The 23,263-nt window shown below is 60.2% G+C and carries 22 protein-coding genes; 14 read left to right on the top strand and 8 right to left on the bottom strand.

Annotated features, from left to right (window positions below; translation table 11 throughout):
• The first annotated feature begins 11 nt into the window (after positions 1-11).
• The 3 genes from ACX3YF_RS19245 to ACX3YF_RS19235 all read left to right on the top strand — a co-directional run bounded on the left by ACX3YF_RS19245 (position 12) and on the right by ACX3YF_RS19235 (position 5,184).
• Positions 12-2,354 (top strand): DUF1989 domain-containing protein, encoded by a 2,343-nt coding sequence (locus ACX3YF_RS19245; RefSeq protein ID WP_458974106.1) that lies wholly within the window; start codon positions 12-14, stop codon positions 2,352-2,354.
• Between the two features lie 162 nt (positions 2,355-2,516).
• The gene (locus ACX3YF_RS19240; RefSeq protein WP_198131726.1) at positions 2,517-4,196 is read left to right on the top strand and encodes an APC family permease; all 1,680 of its coding nucleotides are present in this window, start codon (positions 2,517-2,519) and stop codon (positions 4,194-4,196) included.
• A 97-nt stretch (positions 4,197-4,293) separates the two neighbouring features.
• Complete coding sequence (locus ACX3YF_RS19235; protein ID WP_458974849.1) at positions 4,294-5,184, top strand: bifunctional 5,10-methylenetetrahydrofolate dehydrogenase/5,10-methenyltetrahydrofolate cyclohydrolase; 891 nt, start codon at positions 4,294-4,296, stop codon at positions 5,182-5,184.
• 86 nt (positions 5,185-5,270) lie between these two features.
• On the opposite strand, the gene ACX3YF_RS19230 is transcribed toward ACX3YF_RS19235, so the two are convergent.
• The 5 genes from ACX3YF_RS19230 to glnT all read right to left on the bottom strand — a co-directional run bounded on the left by ACX3YF_RS19230 (position 5,271) and on the right by glnT (position 11,154).
• Positions 5,271-6,596, bottom strand: coding sequence for an ammonium transporter (locus ACX3YF_RS19230; RefSeq protein ID WP_047530841.1), 1,326 nt, complete (start codon positions 6,594-6,596; stop codon positions 5,271-5,273).
• A 202-nt stretch (positions 6,597-6,798) separates the two neighbouring features.
• Complete coding sequence (locus ACX3YF_RS19225; RefSeq protein WP_130207763.1) at positions 6,799-8,121, bottom strand: FMN-binding glutamate synthase family protein; 1,323 nt, start codon at positions 8,119-8,121, stop codon at positions 6,799-6,801.
• Positions 8,122-8,141: 20 nt separating this feature from the next.
• Complete coding sequence (locus tag ACX3YF_RS19220; RefSeq protein WP_103405582.1) at positions 8,142-8,825, bottom strand: GltB/FmdC/FwdC-like GXGXG domain-containing protein; 684 nt, start codon at positions 8,823-8,825, stop codon at positions 8,142-8,144.
• An 11-nt stretch (positions 8,826-8,836) separates the two neighbouring features.
• On the bottom strand, positions 8,837-9,742 hold the full coding sequence (locus ACX3YF_RS19215; RefSeq protein WP_103405583.1) for a class II glutamine amidotransferase: 906 nt from the start codon (positions 9,740-9,742) through the stop codon (positions 8,837-8,839).
• 77 nt (positions 9,743-9,819) lie between these two features.
• A complete protein-coding gene (glnT, locus tag ACX3YF_RS19210; protein ID WP_090463297.1) occupies positions 9,820-11,154 on the bottom strand; it encodes a type III glutamate--ammonia ligase in 1,335 nt (444 codons plus the stop codon).
• Positions 11,155-11,439: 285 nt separating this feature from the next.
• Here glnT and ACX3YF_RS19205 point away from each other — a divergent pair, with 285 nt between their 5' ends.
• From ACX3YF_RS19205 to ACX3YF_RS19175, 7 genes are all read left to right on the top strand, one after another.
• Positions 11,440-12,039: a helix-turn-helix domain-containing protein gene (locus tag ACX3YF_RS19205; RefSeq protein ID WP_008003699.1), complete on the top strand. Its 600-nt coding sequence runs from the start codon at positions 11,440-11,442 to the stop codon at positions 12,037-12,039.
• Positions 12,040-12,278: 239 nt separating this feature from the next.
• Positions 12,279-13,145: a formyltetrahydrofolate deformylase gene (gene purU, locus ACX3YF_RS19200; RefSeq protein WP_047530853.1), complete on the top strand. Its 867-nt coding sequence runs from the start codon at positions 12,279-12,281 to the stop codon at positions 13,143-13,145.
• Complete coding sequence (folD, locus tag ACX3YF_RS19195; protein WP_130207761.1) at positions 13,142-14,047, top strand: bifunctional methylenetetrahydrofolate dehydrogenase/methenyltetrahydrofolate cyclohydrolase FolD; 906 nt, start codon at positions 13,142-13,144, stop codon at positions 14,045-14,047. Before purU ends, folD begins: the two co-directional genes overlap by 4 nt.
• Entirely contained in the window at positions 14,029-15,270 is a 1,242-nt protein-coding gene (locus ACX3YF_RS19190; RefSeq protein ID WP_130207759.1) for an FAD-dependent oxidoreductase, read from the top strand. Before folD ends, ACX3YF_RS19190 begins: the two co-directional genes overlap by 19 nt.
• 13 nt (positions 15,271-15,283) lie before the next feature.
• Positions 15,284-15,583, top strand: coding sequence for a sarcosine oxidase subunit delta (locus ACX3YF_RS19185; protein ID WP_047530859.1), 300 nt, complete (start codon positions 15,284-15,286; stop codon positions 15,581-15,583).
• Entirely contained in the window at positions 15,580-18,477 is a 2,898-nt protein-coding gene (locus ACX3YF_RS19180) for a 2Fe-2S iron-sulfur cluster-binding protein (RefSeq protein ID WP_458974105.1), read from the top strand. Before ACX3YF_RS19185 ends, ACX3YF_RS19180 begins: the two co-directional genes overlap by 4 nt.
• Positions 18,478-18,480: 3 nt before the next feature.
• Positions 18,481-19,077: a sarcosine oxidase subunit gamma gene (locus ACX3YF_RS19175; RefSeq protein ID WP_130207755.1), complete on the top strand. Its 597-nt coding sequence runs from the start codon at positions 18,481-18,483 to the stop codon at positions 19,075-19,077.
• A 126-nt stretch (positions 19,078-19,203) separates the two neighbouring features.
• Here ACX3YF_RS19175 and ACX3YF_RS19170 read toward each other — a convergent pair whose 3' ends face one another.
• Entirely contained in the window at positions 19,204-19,368 is a 165-nt protein-coding gene (locus tag ACX3YF_RS19170; protein ID WP_448647044.1) for a glycoside hydrolase family protein, read from the bottom strand.
• Between the two features lie 68 nt (positions 19,369-19,436).
• Between ACX3YF_RS19170 and ACX3YF_RS19165 the strand changes: the two genes are divergently transcribed.
• Positions 19,437-20,768, top strand: a complete 1,332-nt coding sequence (locus ACX3YF_RS19165) for an IS4 family transposase (RefSeq protein ID WP_454838281.1) — start codon at positions 19,437-19,439, stop codon at positions 20,766-20,768.
• Between the two features lie 269 nt (positions 20,769-21,037).
• Here the strand turns inward: ACX3YF_RS19165 and ACX3YF_RS19160 are convergent, their stop codons facing one another.
• The gene (locus tag ACX3YF_RS19160; protein WP_448647046.1) at positions 21,038-21,187 is read right to left on the bottom strand and encodes a hypothetical protein; all 150 of its coding nucleotides are present in this window, start codon (positions 21,185-21,187) and stop codon (positions 21,038-21,040) included.
• The gene (locus ACX3YF_RS19155; RefSeq protein WP_130206878.1) at positions 21,188-21,469 is read right to left on the bottom strand and encodes a hypothetical protein; all 282 of its coding nucleotides are present in this window, start codon (positions 21,467-21,469) and stop codon (positions 21,188-21,190) included.
• Here ACX3YF_RS19155 and ACX3YF_RS19150 point away from each other — a divergent pair.
• From ACX3YF_RS19150 to ACX3YF_RS19140, 3 genes are all read left to right on the top strand, one after another.
• Positions 21,373-21,945, top strand: a complete 573-nt coding sequence (locus ACX3YF_RS19150) for an alginate export family protein (protein ID WP_458974104.1) — start codon at positions 21,373-21,375, stop codon at positions 21,943-21,945. The two genes, ACX3YF_RS19155 and ACX3YF_RS19150, sit on opposite strands and share 97 nt — an antisense overlap.
• Complete coding sequence (locus ACX3YF_RS19145; protein ID WP_223272674.1) at positions 21,899-22,054, top strand: hypothetical protein; 156 nt, start codon at positions 21,899-21,901, stop codon at positions 22,052-22,054. The genes ACX3YF_RS19150 and ACX3YF_RS19145 overlap by 47 nt, the downstream gene beginning before the upstream one ends.
• Before the next feature lie 91 nt (positions 22,055-22,145).
• Positions 22,146-23,201: an SPOR domain-containing protein gene (locus ACX3YF_RS19140; protein ID WP_458974103.1), complete on the top strand. Its 1,056-nt coding sequence runs from the start codon at positions 22,146-22,148 to the stop codon at positions 23,199-23,201.
• Positions 23,202-23,263 lie beyond the last annotated feature (62 nt).

Below are 23,263 nucleotides of genomic sequence, written 5' to 3'. Positions count from 1 at the left end.
GGAGCCTCACCATGAACGCACCTCGTGTTTCCCGCCCGCGGGAACCCGGACTCTTTGCCCGGGCCCCGGCCCTGGAGCGTTATCGGGTGGCCGCCGGCGGCCTGACCCTTGTCGCGTTGCAGCCTGGCGACAGCCTGCAAGTGATCGACCTCGAAGGCCGGCAACCTTGCCAATTGCTGGCCGTGGATAGGCTCGGTCGCAGCGCCCTGGCGGCCTGGGCACTGAGCGGTTCGACGGACTGCGGGTTCATCAGCGCGCAGCTCGCCAAACCGACCTTGCAGTCGCGGCGCATTGGCCAGGCCCTGATCCGGCGCGCGATGGATCCCCAACAGCTGCCCAGCGCCGCCTCACTCTGGGACGAGGACAGCCCTGCCGACTTCAGCCGCCGCTTCGTCGCCAGCGATGAGCTACTGGTGATCGTCGCGGCCCCCGACGGACCGACCGCCGTTGACCGGCAATACCGGCCCAGCGAGCTGCGGCTGCTGGTGACTCGGGCCAACCCCTCGCCGCTGCTGCTTCCCGTGTTGCCCGATCCCTTGGGCGAGTTGCTCGACGAGTTCACCCTCGGCGCCGGCACCGCCCACAGTTACACCGTTGGCAAAGGTCAGTATGTGCAGGTGCTGGACGTCGCCGGCCGCCAGTGCTCGGACTTCGTCGCTCTGGATCGACGGGCACTGGATCGCGGTCTGGAACTGGACCTGGACCAGACCGTGACCCGCACCCTGAACGGCAGCGCCTACCCGGCACCGGGATTGTTCTCAAAGTTTTTCGACCGGCAGATGCAACCGATGCTGGAGGTGGTGCGCGACACCGTCGGCCGCCACGACGCCTTCGCCCTGGCCTGTGCCGCGCGCTATTACGAGAGCCATGGCTACTTCGGGCACGACAACTGCAGCGACAACCTCAGCCGCGTGCTCGCGTCCCATGGGGTCAAGGCCCGCAATGGCTGGCCGGCGATCAATTTTTTCTTCAATACCGGGATCGACGCACACCAGCAGATGACCCTGGACGAACCCTGGTCGCGTCCCGGCGACTACGTGCTGCTGCGCGCCATGACCGACTTGGTGTGCGGCAGTACTTCGTGCCCGGATGACATCGACCCGGCCAATGGCTGGAACCCCACCGATATCCATGTCCGCCTCTACAGCGAAAAGGAGCGTTTTTCCATCGCCATGAGCACTCGACCCACGGCTGATGCCGACCCGATTCTGACCCGTGAGTCCGCGTTCCACTCACGCACCAGCGCCTTGACCGGCAGCTTCACCGACTACCGCAACTGGTGGCTGCCGCTGCGCTATGACGGCTATGGCGCGATCGAGGAATACCTCGGTTGCCGCGAGCGAGTGGCGGTGATGGACCTGACCGCCCTGCGCAAATTCGAAATCATCGGCCCCGACGCCGAAGCCTTGTTGCAGTACTGCCTGACCCGCGACGTGCGGCGTCTGGCGGTGGGTCAAGTGGTGTACTCGGCGATGTGCCACGAACACGGCGGCATGCTCGACGACGGTACCCTGCTGCGCCTGGGCCCGGACAATTTCCGCTGGATCTGCGGCGAAGACTACGCCGGGGTGTGGCTGCGCGAGCAGGCGCAAAAACTCGGCATGAAGGTCTGGATCAAATCCGCCAGCGAGCAGATCCATAACCTGGCGGTGCAAGGCCCGATGAGCCGCGAGTTGCTCAAACAGATGGTCTGGACCGCGCCCAACCAGCCGAGTCTGGAGACACTGGGCTGGTTCCGTTTTCTTGTAGGCCGCCTGGACGGTTACGACGGTTGCCCGCTGATGGTCTCGCGCACCGGCTACACCGGCGAACTGGGCTACGAAGTCTGGTGCCAGCCCGAGGATGCCGAACAGGTCTGGGACCGGATCTGGGCTCTGGGCCAGCCCCTGGGCCTGGTGCCACTGGGTCTGGAGGCTTTGGACATGCTGCGCATCGAAGCCGGGCTGATTTTTGCCGGCTACGAGTTCAGCGACCAGACCGACCCCTTTGAAGCGGGCATCGGTTTTAGTGTGCCGTTAAAAAGCAAAACCGATGACTTCATCGGTCGCGACGCCCTGTTACGGCGCAGTGCCCATCCCGCTCACAAACTGGTGGGCCTGCAACTGAGCGGTAACGAAGGCGCCCACCACGGCGACCCGGTGTACCGCGGCCGGGCCCAGGTCGGCGTCGTCACCAGTGCCTGCCGCTCACCGCTGCTGGGCAGCAACATCGCGCTGTGCCGGGCCGACGTGGCCTGCGCCGATGTCGGCACAGCGTTGGAGATCGGCAAAGTCGATGGCCTGCAGAAGCGCATCAGCGCCACGGTCACCGCCGCGATTTTCTACGACCCGGACAAGAGCCGGGTGCGCAATTGATCGACCTTTTGACTGCCCATACACACCTTTAGGAGCGAGCCTGCTCGCGATGAACGTCAACGATAACGCGGGTTGCCTGACTGTTCGCGGTGCCCGGTTGTCCATCGCGAGCAGGCTCGCTCCTACAGGGTCCTGCTTTTTTTCAGACATGGGAATACGAAGATGGAAGCGACTACGTTCGAGGCCGTACCGCAGGCCGCCGGTTCAGTGGGCAGCCTGCAGCGCAAGATCGATTGGCGCGGGGCGTTCTGGGTTGCCAGTGGCGTGCCCGCCCTGGTGCTGTTCTCTATCGGCGCGATCGCCGCCACGGTCGGCAAACCGGCCTGGATCGTCTGGATCGTGTCGATCCTGTTCGGCTTCATCCAGGCCTTCACCTATGCCGAAATCGCCGGACTGTTCCCGCACAAGTCCGGCGGTGCCTCCGTCTACGGCGCGGTGGCCTGGGTGCGTTACAGCAAACTGATCGCACCGGTCTCGGTGTGGTGCAACTGGCTGGCCTGGTCCCCGGTACTGTCCATTGGCTCGGGGCTGGCAGCCGGTTACATCCTCACCGCCTTGTTCCCCGCTGATGCGCTGATCAATACCTGGCAACTGACTCTGCTTGACCTGGGTTGGGTCAAGAGCGGCCTGTCGCTGCGGATCAACGCGACATTCGCCATCGGTCTGTTGATTCTACTGACCGTGTTCGCCGTGCAGCATGGCGGCATCTTGCGCTCGGCACGCCTGACGCTGGTGCTTGGGGTGACCTCGCTGATACCTCTGTTGTTGGTGGGTGTGGTGCCGTTGTTCACCGGGGACGCGGCCCAGGCCAACTTCCTGCCCCTGTACCCGCTGGCCCATGACGCGGCCGGACAAGTGATCGACGGGCCTTGGGACATGTCCGGTTGGTCGTTAATGGCCGGCGGCCTGTTCATGGCCGCATGGTCCACTTACGGCTTCGAAACCGCCGTGTGCTACACCCGGGAATTCAAGGACCCCAAGCGTGACACCTTCAAGGCGATCTTCTACGCCGGCCTGCTGTGCATTCTGGTGTTCACCCTGGTGCCCCTGGCATTCCAGGGCAGCCTCGGTCTTGGGCAGTTGGTGACCCCGGCGGTGCTCGATGCCAGCGGCGCGGTGGTCACACCGGCGGTCTACAGCGGTCTGCTGTCACCCGCGATCTACAGCGGCATGGGCGTCGGGCAGGTCATGGCGGACAGCATCGGTGGCGGCAAGCTGGTGGCCAATATCGTGCTGATCATGTTGGTCCTGGCCACGCTGCTGGCAATCATGACCTCGATGTCCGGCTCCTCGCGCACCCTGTATCAGGCGTCGGTCGATGGCTGGCTGCCGAAATACCTGGGCCGCACCAACGAACACGGCGCGCCTACCGCAGCGATGTGGACCGACTTGTCGTTCAACCTGCTGCTGTTGCTGATGTCCGATTACGTGTTCGTCCTGGCCGCGTCCAACGTCAGCTACATCATCTTCAACTTCCTCAACCTCAATGCCGGCTGGATCCATCGCCTGGACCGTCCCGACTGGATACGCCCGTACAAGGCCCCGACCGTGCTCTTGGCCGCGGGTGGCGTCCTGAGCTTCGTCAACCTGGCGTGCATGGGGCTGGGAGCCGATATCTGGGGCGCCGGCACCCTGGTGACCGGCCTGTTGCTGGCGCTGTTGATTCTTCCGGTGTTCTGCTACCGGCACTACGTGCAGGACAAAGGGCGCTTCCCGGAAGCGATGCTCAGCGACCTGTACATTCAGGCCGATGCCGGTCAAAAACGCGCCGGCTGGTTGCCTTATGCCACGCTGATCGCCGGTGTACTGGTGGTGTACGGTTGCCATCAACTGGTAGCCTGAGCGCCCTTGCCTGCAGGTCTCTGATGGATCATCGGGGCGCAACGACGCCTCGATGATCATTTCGCCCCCCCTATCAATCAAGACGACGGTGACTATTTTGCTCAGCACCACCCCCGCTCTTGCCCGCGTTATCGACGGCAAAGCCATCTCTGCCCAGGTTCTCGACGAAGTTCGAGAAGAGGTTCTGGTCCTGGCCGGACAGCAGATTTACCCCGCCCTGGCCGTGCTGCTGGTCGGTGAAGACCCGGCCAGCGAGGTCTACGTGCGCAACAAACTGCTGCGGGCCAAGGACGTAGGGATCCGCTCTCTTGAATACCGTCTGCCGGAAACCGCCAGCCAGGCGCAAGTACTGGAACTGATTGCGCAACTGAATGCCGATGCCACGGTGAACGGCATCCTGGTGCAGCTGCCATTGCCGGTCCATATCGACGAAGGAGCGGTGATTCATGCCATTGATCCGATCAAGGACGTGGACGGCTTCCATCGGGAAAACGTCGGCGGCCTGGTGCAAGGCATCGAAGTACTGACCCCCTGCACACCCAGCGGCTGCATGCGCCTGCTGCACGAAACCTGCGGTGACTTGAGCGGCATGCACGCGGTAGTCATCGGCCGCTCGAACATTGTCGGCAAACCCATGGCGACCTTGCTGTTGCAGGCCCACTGCTCGGTCAGCGTGGTCCACTCGCGCAGCGTCGATGCCCCGGCGCTGTGTCGACTGGCGGACATCGTCGTTGCAGCGGTGGGTCGGCCACGGCTGATCGATGCCAGCTGGCTCAAACCCGGAGCGGTGGTGATCGATGTCGGCATCAATCGCATCACCGACGAACGCGGCAATCATTTGGTGGGCGATGTCGATTACGCCAGTGCGCGCACTGTTGCCAGTGCGATCACGCCGGTTCCGGGAGGCGTGGGGCCGATGACCATTGCGTATCTGCTGAAGAACACCCTGATCGCCAGTCAATTGCAGCGTGCCGCCCAAGCGCGCTAGCGAAAGTCGATCAGTGATGCAGCGTTGAACTGAGCACCACGAAAACGGCCCACTCGAAGGTGGGCCGTGTCGTTCAATAGCAACGATCAGTGGTTGTAGGCACTCTCGTTGTGTTCAGCCAGATCCAGCCCCATGTCCTCCACCGATTCATCGGCACGCAAGCCGATGACGGCGTTGATCACCTTGAGAATGATCCAGCTGATGGCGAAGCAGTACACTGTCGTCAGCAACACGCCCTTGATCTGCGCCACGACCTGAGCGCCCATGCTCACGCCTTCCACCAACCCGCCCAGGGACGGCACGCAGAACACGCCGGTCAAAACCGCGCCAATCATGCCGCCGATGCCGTGCAAGCCAAACACGTCGAGGCTGTCGTCATAACCGAAGCGGCGTTTCAGCACAGTGACGCTCAGGTAGCAGAACACCCCGCACAGCAGACCGATGGCCAACGCGCCGCCTACGCCTACATACGCACAGGCCGGGGTAATGCCGACCAAACCCGCCAAGGCACCGCTGGCCAGGCCCAAAGCACTCGGCTTGCCGACCTTGAACCACTCCGTGAACATCCAGCCGAGAATCCCCGCGCAGGCACCCAGTTGGGTGTTGAGCATGACAATGCCCGAAGTGCCATTGAGACCGCCGCCGGAACCGATATTGAAGCCGAACCAGCCCACCCAGAGCATCGCCGCACCGGTCATGGTCAGGCTCAGGTTGTGGGCCGGCATCGGCGCATTCTGGTAGCCCTTGCGCTTGCCGAGAATCAGGCACGCGGCCAAGGCAGCGACGCCGGCATTGATATGCACCGCAGTGCCGCCGGCAAAATCAAGAACGCCCCAGTTATGCATCAAGGCGCCCGAACCACCCCAGACCATGTGGGCGACGGGCGCATAAACCAGGGTGAACCACAGCGCCATGAACCACAGCGCTGCCGAGAACTTCATGCGCTCGGCGAATGCACCGGCAATCAGCGCCGGGGTAATGATCGCGAAGGTCATCTGGAAGGTGACAAACACGCCTTCCGGGATATCACCGACCAGGCTATCCGGGGTCATGCCGGCCAGAAAGGCCCGGCTCAAGCCACCGACAAAACTGTTGAACGTCACCTGCCCCTCAACCATGCCGGTACTGTCGACCACCATGCTGTAGCCATAGATCACCCACAGCACGCCGACCAGGCCGGCGATGCCGAAGCACTGGGTAAACAGCGAGAGCATGTTTTTCGCCCGCACCAGACCGCCATAAAACAATGCGAGGCCCGGCAGACACATGAACAGCACCAGCACCGTGGCGGTCACCATCCAGGCGGTGCTGCCGGTGTTCAAGGTGGGTGCATCGGCCGCCTGGGCGAGCGGCGCGAGTGCGCCGGCCGCCAGTACGCCGAGAAGGGTTTTGCCGAGAAGACGATTGATCATGTTCAAAGCTCCTGCAAAAGGATGGAAAGTGTCTGGCAGCGAGCAATTAAGAATGAGACACGGGCCTTTTCGGCCTCTCGAATATAAGTGCCATGAACAGGACTTGTGGGAGCGAGCCTGCTCGCGATGGGGTTGGTTCAGCAGCCTTTTAGCTGACTGATACACCGCTATCGCGAGCAGGCTCGCTCCCACAGGTTTCGTCTCAGTACCCAGCGCCCGGAACCCAGTTGGTCCCCGCCAGCGGCACCCGCGCCATGGCCGCCGACTCCACCGTCAATGCCACCAGATCCTCGGGATCGAGGTTGTGCAGGTGCGACTTGCCACAGGCCCGGGCCATGGTCTGTGCCTCCAGCACCATGACGCGCAGGTAGTTGGCCAGACGGCGACCACCTTCCACCGGGTCCAGGCGCTTGGACAGTTCCGGGTCCTGCGTGGTAATACCGGCCGGGTCGCGGCCGTTCTGCCAGTCATCGTAGAAACCGGCGGCCGAGCCGATTTTCTTCAGTTCCTCGTCCAGGCGTGGATGGTTATCGCCCAAGGCAATCAGCGCCGCCGTCCCGATGGCCACTGCATCCGCACCGAGCGCCATCGCCTTGGCGACGTCGGCACCGTTGCGAATCCCTCCGGAAACGATCAACTGAACCTTGCGATGCATGCCCATCTCTTGCAAAGCCTGTACCGCTTGCGGAATGGCCGACAAAATCGGAATCCCGACGTGTTCGATGAACACTTCCTGAGTTGCTGCAGTGCCGCCTTGCATGCCGTCGAGCACGATCACGTCAGCCCCGGCTTTTACCGCCAACTTGACGTCGTAGTACGGCCGGCTCGCGCCGATTTTCACGTAGATCGGTTTTTCCCAATCGGTGATTTCCCGGATCTCGGCAATTTTGATCGCCAGGTCATCCGGCCCGGTCCAGTCCGGGTGACGGCAGGCGCTGCGCTGGTCGACACCGATCGGCAACGTGCGCATGCCGGCCACGCGCTCGGTGACTTTCATCCCCAGCAACATACCGCCGCCACCGGGTTTGGCGCCCTGCCCCAGGACGATTTCAATGGCGTCGGCCTTACGCAGATCGTCCGGGTTCATGCCATAGCGCGATGGCAAATACTGATAGACCAAATGCTGCGACTGGCCGCGTTCTTCCGGGGTCATGCCGCCGTCACCGGTGGTGGTGCTGGTGCCCGCGATGGTCGCGCCACGGCCCAAGGCCTCCTTGGCATTGGCCGACAAAGCACCGAAGCTCATGCCGGCGATGGTCACCGGAATCTTCAGGTGAATCGGCTTCTTGGCGAACCGGTTGCCGAGGATCACATCAGTGCCACACTTCTCCCGATAGCCTTCGAGCGGGTAGCGCGACACGCTGGCGCCGAGCAGCAGCAAGTCGTCGAAGTGCGGCAATTTGCGCTTGGTGCCGCCGCCGCGAATGTCGTAGATGCCGGTTTCCGCAGCGCGCTGGATTTCCTGGATGGTCAGGCGGTCGAAGGTAGCTGACTCGCGCAGCACTGGAGTGGTCTTGTCGCTCATATCTGTTCTCCTCGCGTGGATCAGTACGCGGACGCGTTATCGACTTTGAAGTTGTACAACTGACGGGCCGAGCCGTAGCGCTTGAACTCAGACGGTTTGTGCTCGAAACCGGCGCGGTTGAGCAAAACTTGCAGTTCTTCCAGGTGTTCGGCGCGCATCTCTTTTTCGATGCAGTCCGAGCCCAGGGAAGCGACGGTACCCCGCACATAGATGTGGGTTTCGTACAGCGAATCGCCCAGGGCATCGCCGGCATCGCCACACACCACTAGGCGTCCGGCCTGGCCCATGAAGCAGCTCATGTGACCGATGCTGCCGCCGACCACAATGTCGATGCCTTTCATGGAAATTCCACAACGGGCACCGGCATCGCCTTCGATCACCAATAACCCGCCATGGGCGGTGGCGCCTGCGGCCTGGGACGCACTGCCCTTGATCCGCACCATGCCCGACATCATGTTTTCCGCGACGCCGACACCGGCATTGCCATGCACGGTGATGCACGCTTTCTGGTTCATGCCCGCGCAGTAGTAGCCGGCGTGCCCCTGGATATCGATGGACACGGCCTGGTTCACCCCAACTGCAAGGTTGTGCTTGCCGTTGGAATGAGTCACCACCCACTCGCGGTCTTCGACGTTGTTGGCCTGGTCATGCAGCGCCTGATTGAGGTCACGCACGGTGGCAGTGGAAAGATCGATGGTTTTCATGTGTGCGCTCCTTAAGCTGACTCGCGTTCCCAGATGTACAGGGTGGCCGGTGCCGGCTCCCAGATCCTGGCGTGTTCGATACCCGGCAGGCTCGACAGCGCCTGATATTCGGAGGCCATGGCGACGTAATCGTCGGTCTCGGCGAGAATCGCCGGTTTGCAGGCAATCGGGTCGCGGATCACCGCAAAGCCATTGCGGGTGCCAATGGCGAACGTGAAGAAGCCGTCCAGGTCCTCCAGCGAATGATCCAGCGCCTCTTTGAGCGAGTCGCCTTGCTGCAGGCGCCAGGTCAGGTAGCCGGCGGCCACTTCCGTGTCGTTGTCGGTTTCGAAATGGATGCCTTCGCGCTTGAGCTCCTGGCGCAGGCGAAAGTGATTGGACAGCGAACCGTTGTGCACCAGGCACAGGTCGGCGCCGGTGGAAAACGGGTGGCTGCCTTCCATGGTCACCGCGCTTTCGGTGGCCATGCGGGTATGGCCGATGATGTGGCTGCCCTTCATGCTGGCCAGGCCGAAGCGTTGGGAAATTTCCTGGGGCAAGCCCATGCCCTTGAGGATTTCGATGCTCTGCCCGGCGCTCATGATGCGAACGCTCGGGGCCAGTTCGGCAAGGGCCAGACGGACTGGCGCTTCTTCCGAATGGATCTTCAATACGGCGGCGCTGGCGTTCTGAAACCAGTCCAGCGAACAGCCCAGACGGCCTTCGAGCGCGCCCATCAGGGTTTTCCAGTCGAAGGCTTCGGTGGTCGCCTGCAAGGTCAGCTTGACCCAGCCATCGGCCACTTCATCGCCATAAATGGCGAAGCCTGCACTGTCCGGACCACGATCGGTCATGGCCTGCAGCATCGGTTCGAAGAGCTGGCCGAGCCGGGATTCCAGCTGCGGGTTTTTCAGGTAAAGGCCTACGATTCCACACATGACAACAGTCCTCACTACGTTCGGCAGCCGCAAGTTTCAAGCTGCGAGATGGTTCGGTTGGGCGCGCCGGCTGGCGCCTAGAAAAATTCGGTGTAGCGCTGCACTTCCCAGTCGGAAACGTGGCGGCTGTATTCCACCCACTCCATGCGCTTGAGCTTGATGAATTCGCCAACGATCTGCGGCCCCATCACTTCGGCAAACAGCGGGTCGGCTTCCAGCGCGTCGCAGGCTTCCTTGAGCGATTGCGGCAGGGTCTTGATGCCCTTCGCAGCGATCTGCTCAAGGCTCAGGCTGTAGAGGTTTTCATTGCAGACGTGGTCGATTTCCAGCTGGCGGTCGATACCGTCGAGGCCCGCGGCGATAATCGCCGCGCTGACCAGATAAGGATTGCAACCGGCGTCCGGCAGGCGAAATTCCAGGCGACCGTAGGGCACCCGCACCATCGCCGAACGGTTGTTGGCGCCGAACGCTATAAAGGCTGGCGCCCAGGTCGCGCCGGACAACGAGTGGCCCACCACCAGACGCTTGTAGGAGTTGACCGTCGGTGCGGCGAAAGCGCAGAGCGCCGGGCCATGGGCAAGCAGGCCGGCGGCGAAGTGATAGGCCATTTTCGACAGCCCCATGCCGCTCGGGTCGCTGGCATCAAAGAACAGGTTCTTGTTCTCGGCGCTGCTGATCGACAGGTGAAAGTGCATGCCGTTGCCGGCGCGTTTCGGGTCAGGCTTGGGCATGAACGAGCAGATCATGCCCAGGTCATTGGCGATCTCGCCGGCGGCCATGCGAAAGAACGTGAATCGATCCGCCGAGGTCATGGCGTCGCTGTAGGTGTAATTGATCTCGAACTGGCCATTGGCGTCTTCGTGGTCGATTTGATAGACCTCGAAATCCACCGCCTGCAACGCCTCGGTCAGGCGTTCGAGGAACACCCGGGAGCGCGACAGGCCTTTGTAGTCGTAGCAAGGCTTGTCCAGGTTGTCGCTGGCATCGACCAGCTGCAGTTTGCCCTGCTCGTCACGGCGCATCAGGTTGAACTCGGGCTCCAGGCCGGTGTTGAGCGTCCAGCCCTTGTCTTCCAGGCGACGAACCTGCTGCTGCAGCACGTAACGGCTGTCATAGGGATGCGGCTTGCCGTCGACATGACCGATGCACACGATCCGGCCATAACCCGGTTGCCAGGGCACAGGCATCAGCGTGGACAAATCGCCACGGGCCATGAAGTCCGGACCGTGGGGTTCCATGCCCATGCCACTGATGGCGAATCCGGCAAAACCTGCGCCGTCCTCGGCCACGGCCTTGAGTCCACAGATCGGCACCGATTTGGTTTTGGCCGAACCATGGATATCGACAAACTGCGCAAGCACATACTTGATCCCGTGCTTGTCGATGATGCGCTGGGTTTCTGCTGGCAACATTGCTCGTCACTCCTGGCGAAAAGGGCAAATCATTGGGGATGGGCGTCACTTTCCTTTGATATTCCTGAAAAGAAAGTAAGTTTCCCAACAGGAATGCAAGGCCCTTGCCAGAATCGCGAATGAAAAGCCGAAGTGCCGTAACCAGCGCTTTTGTGCTGTATATATGGGAATATTCTTTTCCCGGCGGGAATATCGCCCACCGGGATGGAAAGGAACGCCGTGATTTGCACTTTCTCAGTGCGAAACTAATATTACTGAACAGAAAGTGTGCAGGATCTAAAGACTATGCCGACCGAAACTGCCCCGCGCCTCAAGCTTGAGCAATACCTGGGTTTGCAAATCAAACGCCAGCGCCAGGCGCAGGACCTGAAATTGTCCGACGTGGCGAAAATTGCCGACATCAGCCAGGGCATGTTGAGCAAAATTGAAAACGCCCAGGTCTCCACCAGCCTCGATACCCTGAGCCGCCTGTGCGATGTGCTCGGCCTGCCGCTGTCGAAGCTGTTCAGTGAATACGACCAGCAAGACGGCAGCGCGCAGCTGGTCAAGGCCGATCAAGGCATGGAAGTGGTTCGCCGCGGAACCGAGAAAGGCCATACCTACCATCTGCTCAATCACACGCGCGGGCCGAAGAAGAGTTTCGAGGCCTACATGGTGAGCATGGACGACGCCAGCGAGGAGTTTCCGACCTTCTCCCATCCGGGCACCGAGTTTCTCCACCTGCTCGAAGGCGAACTGATCTATCGCCATGGCAATCAGCTGTACCGCATGGAAGCTGGTGACAGCCTGACTTTCGAAGGGGAAATCCCCCATGGCCCGGAACAACTGGTGCAAGTGCCGATCCGCCTGCTGTCGATCATGAATTACGGCAACGACAAAGAATAATCCCCGCCCCACTCCCCTTCGATTCCAACCCTGAGGCCGACCTGTGTCGACCTCAGGCGTTTTCCTGCCAGTTAAAAAACTTTCACAAAAATTCTGGACGCGGCGCGGGCATTCCCCTATAAAGCCAACTTCAGGAATATTTTATTCCCCATAAGAAAACTCACTCATGGACGAGATCGCTGTTTGCCCTGTTTTTTTCGCTATGCGATGAGCTGCCGCCATCTTCCCGAGGACGTGTCATGCAACACGAAAAAAACCATTTCATCATCAAGATCACCTGTCCCGCAGTGTCCGGTATCGTCGCGGCCGTCACCACCTACCTGGCAGACAACGGTTGCTACATCGGGGAGATGGCGCAATTCGACGACGACTTCAGCGGCCGTTTTTTCATGCGCGCCGTGTTCCGTTTCAACGACGGCCACTTGGGTGATATCCAGCAGATCAAGGAAGGCTTCAGCGACGTTGCCAAGGCATTCGACATGACCTGGGAACTGCACGACACCCGCGAACCGATGCGTGTACTGCTGATGGTCAGCAAGTTCGACCACTGCCTGACCGACCTGCTCTACCGCTACCACAAGGGCGAGATGGACATGACCATCACCGCCATCGTCTCCAACCACCTTGACCTGCGGCCCATGGCCGAGCGCGAGGGCATCCGCTTCATCTATCTGCCGGTGACCAAAGACACCAAGGCCCGGCAGGAGGCCGAGCTGATGAAAGTTGTCGACGACACCGGCACCGAACTGGTGGTGTTGGCGCGCTACATGCAGATCCTTTCCGATGACCTGTGCAAGCAACTCTCGGGCCGGGCGATCAACATCCATCACTCGTTCCTGCCGGGGTTCAAAGGTGCCAAGCCTTATCACCAGGCCTACCAGCGCGGGGTGAAGCTGATCGGCGCTACGGCGCACTACGTCACCAGCGACCTCGACGAAGGGCCAATCATTGAACAGGAAGTGCAGCGCGTCGATCACGTGTATCTGCCGGACGACCTGGTCGCCACCGGTCGTGACACCGAAACCGTGGCCCTGTCCAAGGCGGTCAAGTACCACCTGGAACACCGGGTTTTCCTCAACCAGGACAGAACGGTGATCTTTCGATGAACACGCCCAGACTGATTGACGGCAAAGCCGCCGCCGCCCGCGTTCTGCTTCAGGTCCGCCAGGACGTGGACGGCCTGCGCGAGCGAGACATTCAACCGGCCCTGGCGGTGATTCTGGTGGGCAGCGACCCGGCCAGCCAGGTTTACGTGCGCAACAAAATCCTGCGCGCCGAAGAGGTGGGCATTCGCTCCGTGGAGCATCGACTGTCCAGCGACACCAGCACCGAACAACTGCTAAACCTGATTGCCACGCTCAATGCCGACCGTTCGATCAACGGCATTTTGCTGCAATTGCCGTTGCCGGCTCACATCGACGAATTGCGCGCCCTGGAGGCCATCGCCCCGGCCAAGGACGTCGATGGTTTTCACAGTGAAAACGTCGGTGGCCTCAGCCAGGGCCGCACGGTGCTCGCCCCCTGCACACCCAGCGGCTGCCTGTACCTGCTGGAGCAAACCTGCGGCGATCTGCGCGGTAAACACGCCGTGGTGATCGGCCGCTCGAATATTGTCGGCAAACCCATGGCCGCCCTGCTGCTCAAGGCCGATTGCTCAGTGACCGTGCTGCATTCGCGCAGCCCGGACCCACAGGCCTTGTGCCGTCAGGCCGACATCGTCATCGCCGCCGCAGGGCGACCGAAACTGATCGACGCCAGCTGGCTGAAACCCGGCGCCGTGGTCATTGATGTCGGCATCAACCGCATCGACGACCAGGGCCGCAGCCGTCTGGTGGGCGACGTCGATTTCGACAGCGCCCTGCCCCACGTCGCGGCGATCACCCCGGTTCCCGGTGGCGTCGGCCCGATGACTATTGCCTTTTTGATGAAAAACACCGTAACCGCAGCCCGGATGCAACATCAGGCGCAACGCAGCCAATCGGAGGCCCTATGCCGTTCAATCTATTGAAGTACGGGCTGAGTTCGGAGTACCCGGTGGAAGTCGATCTACCGCCGCCCCGGGAACTCAAGCCCAGCTATGACGTGGTGATCATCGGTGCCGGCGGCCACGGCCTGGCCACCGCCTATTACCTGTCCAAGTACCACGGCATTACCAATATCGCGGTCTTGGAGAAGTCCTATCTGGGCGGTGGCAATACCGCACGTAACACGGCGGTGATCCGCTCCAACTACCTGACCAGCGAAGGCGTGCGTTTCTATGCCGAGTCGGTGCGGATGTTCCAGTCCCTGTCCAACGAATTCGATTTCAACATCATGTACTCCGAGCGTGGCCAACTGACCCTGGCCCACACCGATGCCACCGTGCGTTCGTTCCGTCAGCGGGCCGAGGTCAACAAGCACTTCGGTGGCCGCAGCGAAATGATCGACCGCCAGCAGATTCGCGAACTGGTGCCCAGCCTCAACCTCGACCCTGGTCACCTGCCGGTCATCGCGGGCCTCTGGCACATCGACGGCGCCACCGCGCGACACGACGCCGTCGCCTGGGGTTACGCCAAGCAGGCGGCCAAACGCGGCGTGGAGATCCATCAACTCACCGAAGTTCAGGACCTGATCATCGAGAACGGCGCGATCACGGCGGTCAAGACCAATCGAGGCACCATCAAGTGCGGCTGCGCCGTGCAGGCCATCGCCGGGCACAGTTCGCTGCTGATGGCCAAGGCCGGGATTCGTTCGCCGATCCAGACCTTTCCGCTGCAAGCGATGGTCACTCAGCCATTCAAACCGTTCCTTGATCCGCTGGTGAGCTCTTCGGCGCTGCATTGCTACGTGCAGCAGACCAGCCGTGGCGAGGTGGTGTTCGGCGGCGGCTCCGATCCTTATCCGCTGTTCAACACCCGCTCCACGCTTGATCTGAAGGAGAGCCTGCTGGCGCACGCCATCGAAATGTTCCCGTTTCTGGCCAACGCCAAGCTGATGCGCCAATGGGCCGGGATCACCGACATGACCCCGGATTACAGCCCGATCATGGGGCTTTCGCCGGTGAAAAATTACTACCTCGACGCCGGTTGGGGCACCTGGGGTTTCAAGGCTACACCGATCTGCGGCAAGACCATGGCAGAACTGGTGGCCAGCGGCGGCAAGGTGCCGGATCTGATCAAGCCTTTCGGCCTCGAGCGCTTTTCGACCTTCCAGCAAGTCAACGAAATGGGCGCTACGGCGGCCAGCCACTGACGGAGAGCGGACCATGAAAATCATCAATTGCCCGCTCAACGGGCCTCGCAACATCAGCGAATTCACTTATGGCGGCGAGTTCAAGCCCATGCCCGATCCCGTCCGCTGCACCGATGCCGAATGGGCGGACTACGTGTTCAACACCGACAACCTCGCCGGAGTGGTACGCGAGTGGTGGATGCATACGCCGTCGAGCTACTGGTTTCTGGCGGAGCGCCACACCGTCAGCGATGAAATCCTTCGCACCTTCGACCCCAAAGAACTTTTCACCGCCCGCGTCGACTTCAGCGCCGCCAAGGAGATCGCAGGATGAACCGCCTACCCGCCCCGATGGGCCTGCTGATCGACCGTGATCAGCCGCTGGATTTCAGTTTCGACGGTCATCGCTATCAAGGCCTGCAAGGTGACAGCATCGCCAGCGCCCTGTTGGCCAATGGTCGCTTCCTGATCTCGCGCTCGTTCAAATACCACCGCCCGCGCGGCCCGCTGACCATGGCCGGACAAGACGCCAACAGCCTGGTGCAATTGCCCCAGGAGCCTAATGTGCTGGCCGATGCATACGCGCTGTCGGCCGGTTTGCAGGTCACGGCGCAGAACGTCAACGGCTCGCTGGACAACGACCGTGACGCCTACCTGGGCAAGTTTTCCAAATTCATGCCGGTGGGCTTTTACTATCGCTCCTTCTACAAGCCCAAGGGCATGTGGAAAGTCTGGGAGCCGATCATTCGCAAAAAGGCCGGCCTCGGTGTACTCGACCTGAAGTTCCAGCCCGAGTATTACGACAAGGCTTACCTGTTCACCGACATTGCCGTGATCGGTGCCGGGCCAGCCGGGTTGCATGCGGCGCTGACAGCGGCCAATGCCGGGGCGAAGGTGTTGCTCATTGAACAACAACCGATTCTCGGAGGGTCGTTGAACTATGCCCGTTTCGATATCGAAGGCAAAAGAGCCACAGACCTGCGCCGCGAGCTGCTGTCTGCGGTGGAGCAACACGCCAATATCCGGATCCTGACCGACGCGACCTGCAATGCCTGGTTCACCGACAACTACCTGCCGGTGATCCAGGGCAAGCGCATGTACAAGGTGCGTGCCCGCCAATGCCTGGTGTGCAGCGGCGCGTTCGACCAACCGGTGGTGTTTCGCAACAACGATTTGCCGGGTGTGATGTTGACCAGCGCTGCGCAACGCTTGATGAAGTTGTATGCAGTCAAGCCGGGCAAACGCGCGGTGGTGCTGACGGGTAATGATGACGGTTACCTCGCCGCTCTGGATCTGTACGATCAGGGCGTGGAAGTCGCCGCCGTGGTGGACTTGCGTCATGGTCCCGGCGATGAGTCCATGCTGCAGGCACTGGCTCAGCGCAAGATCCCTTGCCAGCGCAACAGCACCGTGTATGAAGCGCTGCACGAGAAAGGCATGCGTCATATCAACGGCGTCGTGGTGCGCAAGATCACCGCCCAGGGTCAGGTCGCAGAAAGCGGACAACGCCTGGATTGCGACTTGCTGTGCATGTCCGCCGGTTACATGCCGGTCTATCAATTGCTCTGTCAGGCGGGCGGCAAACTCGCCTACGACGATCAGCGCGCCGAATTCACCCTCAGTGGCCTGCCGCAAAACCTCGCGGTCGCAGGCTCGGTCAACGGTCGTCATAGCCTCGACAACGTGATCGCCGATGGCGTGAATGCCGGCGCTGATGCCGCGCTCGCGCTAGGGCTGGCAGTCAGCGCACAACGCGCACCATTGGGCAGCGAGGTTCGGGTCAACTTCAACTGGCCGATCTTCCCTCACCCCAAGGGCAAGGACTTCGTCGACTTCGACGAGGACCTGCAAGTGGCGGACATCGTCAATGCCACCCGGATTGGCTATCGCGATGTGCAACTGGTCAAGCGTTACTCCACCGTGGGCATGGGCCCCTCCCAGGGACGTCACTCGGCGCTGCCAACCGCGCGGTTGGTCGCCTGGGCAACCCAGCGCAACATCAGCGAAACCGGAGTTACCACGGCACGCCCACCGTTTGTGGCGGAAAAGCTGGCGCACGTGGCCGGTCGAGCGTTCGATCCGTACCGGCAAACACCGATGCATGCCCGGCATGTACAAGCCGGGGCGAAGATGATGCCCGCCGGGATCTGGCAGCGGCCGGCCTACTATGGCACTGCCAGGGATCGCGACGCCTGTATGCAGGCCGAAGCACTGCATGTGCGCAACAAGGTCGGGATTATCGATGTGTCGACGCTGGGCGGTCTCGACGTGCGAGGCCCGGATGCCGCCGAACTGCTCAACCGCATGTACACCTTTGCCTTCCTCAAGCAGCCGGTCGGCCGCTCGCGCTATGCGCTGATGACCAATGAACATGGGGTCGTGATCGATGACGGTGTGTGCGCTCGTTTCGCCGAGAACCATTTCTACGTCACCGCCACCACCAGCGGCGTCGACCGTATCTATCAGCAAATGCTCAAGTGGAACGCACAATGGCGCCTGGACGTGGACGTCGCCAACGTCACCGCAGCCATTTGCGCGGTCAATGTTGCCGGTCCGGATTCACGCAGGGTGCTGGAGAAAGTCTGTACCGATCTGGATCTGAGCGCTGAAGCGTTCCCTTATCTGGGCGTCCGCCTGGGTACGGTTGCCGGCATCAAGGCCAGGTTATTGCGGGTCGGGTTCGTCGGTGAACTGGGTTATGAAATCCATGTACCCGCGCGCCACGGGCTGAAACTCTGGGACGCGCTGATCGAGGCCGGGAAAGCACACGACATACGTCCCTTCGGCGTCGAAACCCAACGTCTGCTGCGCCTGGAAAAAGGCCATGTGATCATCAGCCAGGACACCGATGGCATGACCCATCCGGCAGAAATCGACATGGGCTGGGCAGTCAGTCGCAACAAGCCATTTTTCGTCGGCCGGCGCTCGGTGGATATCCTCGAAGCCCAACCACTGAAACGCAAACTGGTGGGTTTCAGCCTGCCCAAAGACAGCCTGCAACCGCTGGAAGGCCATCTGGTGCTTAACGGCCCGGAGATCAGCGGCAACGTCACCTCCTGCGAATATTCCGCAAGCCTGGGCAAGATCATCGGCCTGGCTTACGCCGACATCGACCAAAGCACGCCGGGGCAGCGCATTCCAATCCGCGTCGAGGGTGGCATCGTGGTCCAGGCCGAGGTGGTGCAGTTACCCTTCTTCGATCCCGACAACCAACGCCAGGAGCTTTGAGTCATGACCAGTCTGAGAGAACAACACAGCATCACCCGGCAAGCCCTGACGCCGTTGCCGGGGTGCCGCCTGGCCGACTTGACCGACCTGCCCCGGGTCGGTTTCCGCGGCGCCCACAGTGCCGAGTACCTGCGCAGCCGCCGCTTCGTCCTGCCAGATGCGCCCAACCGCGCGGTGATTCAAGCCGATGGCAGTCAGGTAGCGCGCCTGTCCCAGACCGAGTACCTACTGCTGGGCAGTCCCGAAGATCAGGGCCAACGCATCGCCGACGAAGAAGCCCGGTGGGAACTGGACCACCAGGCCAACTATCTGCTGCCGCGCCAGGACAGCCACGCCTGCTTTCAACTGACGGGCGAACACCTGAGCGAGGTGATGGCCAAACTCTGCGGCGTCGACTTGAGCCCGCAGGCGTTCGGCCCGGGTACGGTGGCGCAAACCTCAGCGGCGCGGATCAACGTGATCGTGATCAACTCAAGTACGGCGCAGCAGGCAAGCTTGCACATCCTCTGCGATCGGGCGTCGAAGGCGTATTTCCGAGAGGCGTTGCTGGATGCAATGCAGGAGTTTTCCGGGCTGGCAATGGATGGGACGACCGTCTGACGCTTCAGCACAACGTTCCAGCGGCGAACCGGGACTTCATCATTTAACGTCTCGTCCAAAAACGGATGCACTGTCATCGCGTGCCATTTGCATCAGGTGGCAGTGACATCCGCTCAACCTGAAACGCTAGGCTGTCGACTCAACCGGTCGATGCAACAGATTGGACGACCCAAGGTTTGCCGCGCCCAGGTTGCAGGTGAAGCTCATCAGGGCGTCCCACTGGCCTTGGGTGAGGCGCGCATTCTTTTCTCCAGGCGAAAAAAAGCCCGCACTTCGCGTAATGCTGTTCACTTAAGCATTTGAGTCAAAGCCGGGCTTCCTAGAAAATCCGATGCCAGACCTCTGGCATCGGATTTTTTATGTCTGTTCAACAGGACTTGCTCGACCTCGGCGACCTTTTCAACTTCTGTGACTTGAGCACTTTCACTCAAAATATTCCCATCGAGTGGGTCGCGTCTGCGCTGGATTTGTCCAGCCAGGCCACTATCCGGCGGCGTCGCTTGCCTGCCGACCAAGTGCTCTGGCTGGTGCTCGGAATGGCATTGTTTCGCGACGAACCTGTTCATGAAGTCGCCCGGCGTTTGAACATCTGCGCCCAAGGCCTGGCTTCTGACCATCTGTTGGCCCGTAGCGGTGTGACCGAGGCCCGCAAGCGGCTTGGGGCCGACCCGGTTGAGTGGTTGTTTCGCAAAACTGGCACTCAATGGGGCGCGCAGCGCTATCCCGATGATGCCTGGCAGGACTTGCAAGTATTTGCGGTCGATGGTGCGCTTCTGCGCACGCCGGATACACCTGAGTTGCGAGACCATTTCGGTTCTGGAAACACCTCGACCGACCGCCAGACTCCCTTTCCCATGCTGCGCCTGGTGGCGCTGATGAATGTGCGTTCGCACCTGATCCTGGATGCACAACTTAGCCCTTACCGACGCAGCGAAATGCGTCTGGCCGATGAGTTTTTGCAGAAGATTCCCGACCACTCCGTGACGCTGTTCGATAAGGGATTCTGGAGCGCCGATCTCATGCTCAGCCTGAGCGGCGACGGCAATCACCGCCATTGGCTAATTCCGGCAAAAAAGGGATTGGTTTGCGAGGAGGTAGCTCGTTACAACCACAACGATCGTTTGGTGCGTATGAAAGTGTCGCCGCAAGCCAGAAAGCGAAATCCGACTCTTCCTACACACTGGGAGGCGCGTGAAGTCAGTTATGAAATTCAAGGCAAAGTAAAAACAGTCATGACATCGTTGCCGGCCAAGACCTACAGCACAAAGGCCGTTGCCGCGTTGTATCAAGAACGCTGGGAAATCGAATTGGGCTTCAGGGATATCAAAAGCTCAATGCAGCAGAACGCAGTGACCTTGCGCAGCAAAAAAGTCGACCTGATCTACCAGGAAGTATGGGGGCTGTTGCTGGCTTACAACGTGATTCGCCGGGAGGCGAGTCAGGCAGCAGTGGCGTTTGGCCGAGCGCCGTCGGACATCCGATTCAAGCCGGCTTGCCAGTACATCGCCGTGCAGTTGATCGTGATGGCTGCGGCCAATCCCGTTTCGGCGACGGGTAGACGGTTAGCAGAACTAAGAAAAGGCGTTGCCGGGCTGTTTCTGGATCACCGCCCAAGGCCTTCAAGGCCAAGGACGGTGAAAATTTCAAAAACCCGATTTCCGGTGGACCGTAAGGCTGCTCCGCTTAAGTGAACAGCATTACGCACTTCGCGGGCTTTCTTCAAAAATCAAAACGATCCCAAAATACTGAAATCAGTGGACTGATCGTGACTCTTATTAGTTAGCCTACTATCTTGTTTTCACATTCCGCCATGTTGAGATGCTTGAAGGAATGAGAAGCCCTGACGACCACGAATCGCCGGGGCTTCGTTTTTTCCATCTGCAGACGAATAAAACCCCGAACGGGTCGGGGTCTTGGTATTCGGTGGCGCACTGGTGCCTGGCCGTGGTGACAAAGCGGCTCATACGGACCACCCCTGTTCCGGCTGCTCGGCGGTGATCGAGCCGCCGGCCACTGCGCCGAGAAGCACAGCCTCCCGATCAAAGCCGGCCTGCACAAAGGCACGCACCGCCGAGGCCACGCCGTTGAGCGTTGACTGACCCACACTCACCTATCGAGCCTGGATAGGACAATGCGCACTGAAAGCCAGCCAAATCGCACTGATATACCTTCCAACCAGGCCCTTTTCGGCTGTTCCGTTAGCGATAGCTTCAGCTACTGACTCAATGTAATTCCAGTGGACCTCGGCGGGATCACCTACAAACTCCGCCCCGTCGATCTCTGACAAAAAGCTCAATGCCACCTTGGCGCGATGCCCTCTGCTGCCCTCTGCAGTTGCCAACACCTCTACTGCACTGGAAAGCCTGGATAGCGTATCGCTGGAAATCGTCACTCTGCCTCCTATACCCGGGTCACCTTGAGCCGGCCGAACACAAACACCCCACTTCAACGAATCACGCCAACCGGCGAAGATCGGTTGAAGCCAAGGGTCCGAAGTATCAACAGAGCGTCATCACGCGATTCAACCTTTATCGCCCAGTGTTCATCATTGGCCTGCGGCGTTCTGCTGGAGCACCGGCAGGCATTGATCGCGTAATTCCTGAAGCCCGCGCCGACATCGATGCCTGGGCGGTTTCCAGCGACAGCGGTTATACCTTTGCGGGTCCCTGGAAAGCGCGTATGGGTTTGCATGTCGATGCCGCGAGCGGTGATGAGGATGGCGATCAGAGGGCCGGTACCGTTGAACCATTGTTCCCAAGAACGCATTCTACCGTCAGGCATGACCACAGCCCCCGGAACAACCACAAGCAGCGGAAAACGCTTGGGCACCCTGTATCAGGCCAACGCCAACTGGACGCCGACCGCTAACGCTTCCGTTGATCTCGACTATTTGTTCTACGACATCGGTTCGACGATCAAAAGCGCCGGCGGCAACAACTCGCAAATACTGGTGCTGCGCTCCACGTTTCGCTTTTAAGCGTCAAGAACATCCGGCAGGAACGCTGCTCGGCAATTCGTTAACTTTGACGTCGAAAAAAACGTTACCTGCACGCACCAGATTGATATCGGTGAATCGTCGCGGCTTTGCAACAGCAAGGAACTTTGGCCACGACTTTCATCTTAAATACAAGTATTTAATGGCTCATCCTGCAATCCATCTGATACGGTTTTTTTTCGATCAGCTGAGCCTTTTTCGTCAACCAGCAGTCTATAAAGTGCAAGCCCGATGTTCTTTCAAACAACAAAAAAGCAGCCAACTAATTTTGGCGCTTGGGCACACTGACGCGCTCAAGAATTTAGACCACCCCAGGATCAACAATAGAACCCCGCTTATTAGAAAGAACGGGATAAATAACTATTCACTTGTTTTGGAGATGGCCGCTGTGCGAAGGCTTGGCTTGGGCTTCCTGATAACTGGCGTTTTTGGGCAACTATCTGCACTCCTATGGACCTACATGTCCACGGGACCAATTTGTCAAAATAACGTCAACAATTCATATATCCAGCAAAAAGTGACAACACTCGAACAACTACTCGATGACACGGTCAATAAAGTTGCGACGGAGCTCAATACAAAACATTTCGACGGACTCACGCCCCTTGCAAAAAACGGATCCCACATACCCGATTCAACGGAGGCTGACGCCGTACAGTTCCTGGTCGAAAAACCAGACGAAACTCCAGTTACGCTGTCTTCATTGCCCGCACAGTCATACAAATGGACGATTATTTTCAGCGGTCTGATCACTATTACCGGCCTGCTCCTGGCCGTATTCGCCCGCAAAAAAACCTTTGATCCGCGATGGCATGTCTTTCGCACCGTACCAGGTTCGCTGATCACGCTGGAACGCCCGTGCTTGACGTGCGGCGGCTACATTTTCCAGGCCAGGAAAGAAGCATCAACCACGCCTTCATCAGGCCTATGGGTGGTCGAAATTGCATTGAACACACCCAGCCGCCATCGCGCGGTAAAAGCCATTCAGCTGCTGGAGTTGCCGGTAGCGCGTAAAGAAAACAACTTTGTCGTCATCGGCCCGTATAAACAAAAGCAGGACGCGGCTCGAGTCGTGAAAGAGTTGAGCGAAAAACATGGCGTTAGAGGATGGATGATGGCAGGAAATTGAAATAACCCGATTTAGTGCTGGGCCGACCTCGAACACCCCCTACCTATTGCACGCCACAAGAG

The organism is Pseudomonas fluorescens group sp. PF-69 (genome assembly GCF_054481235.1).
This window is presented reverse-complemented; position numbering and strand designations above follow the sequence as displayed.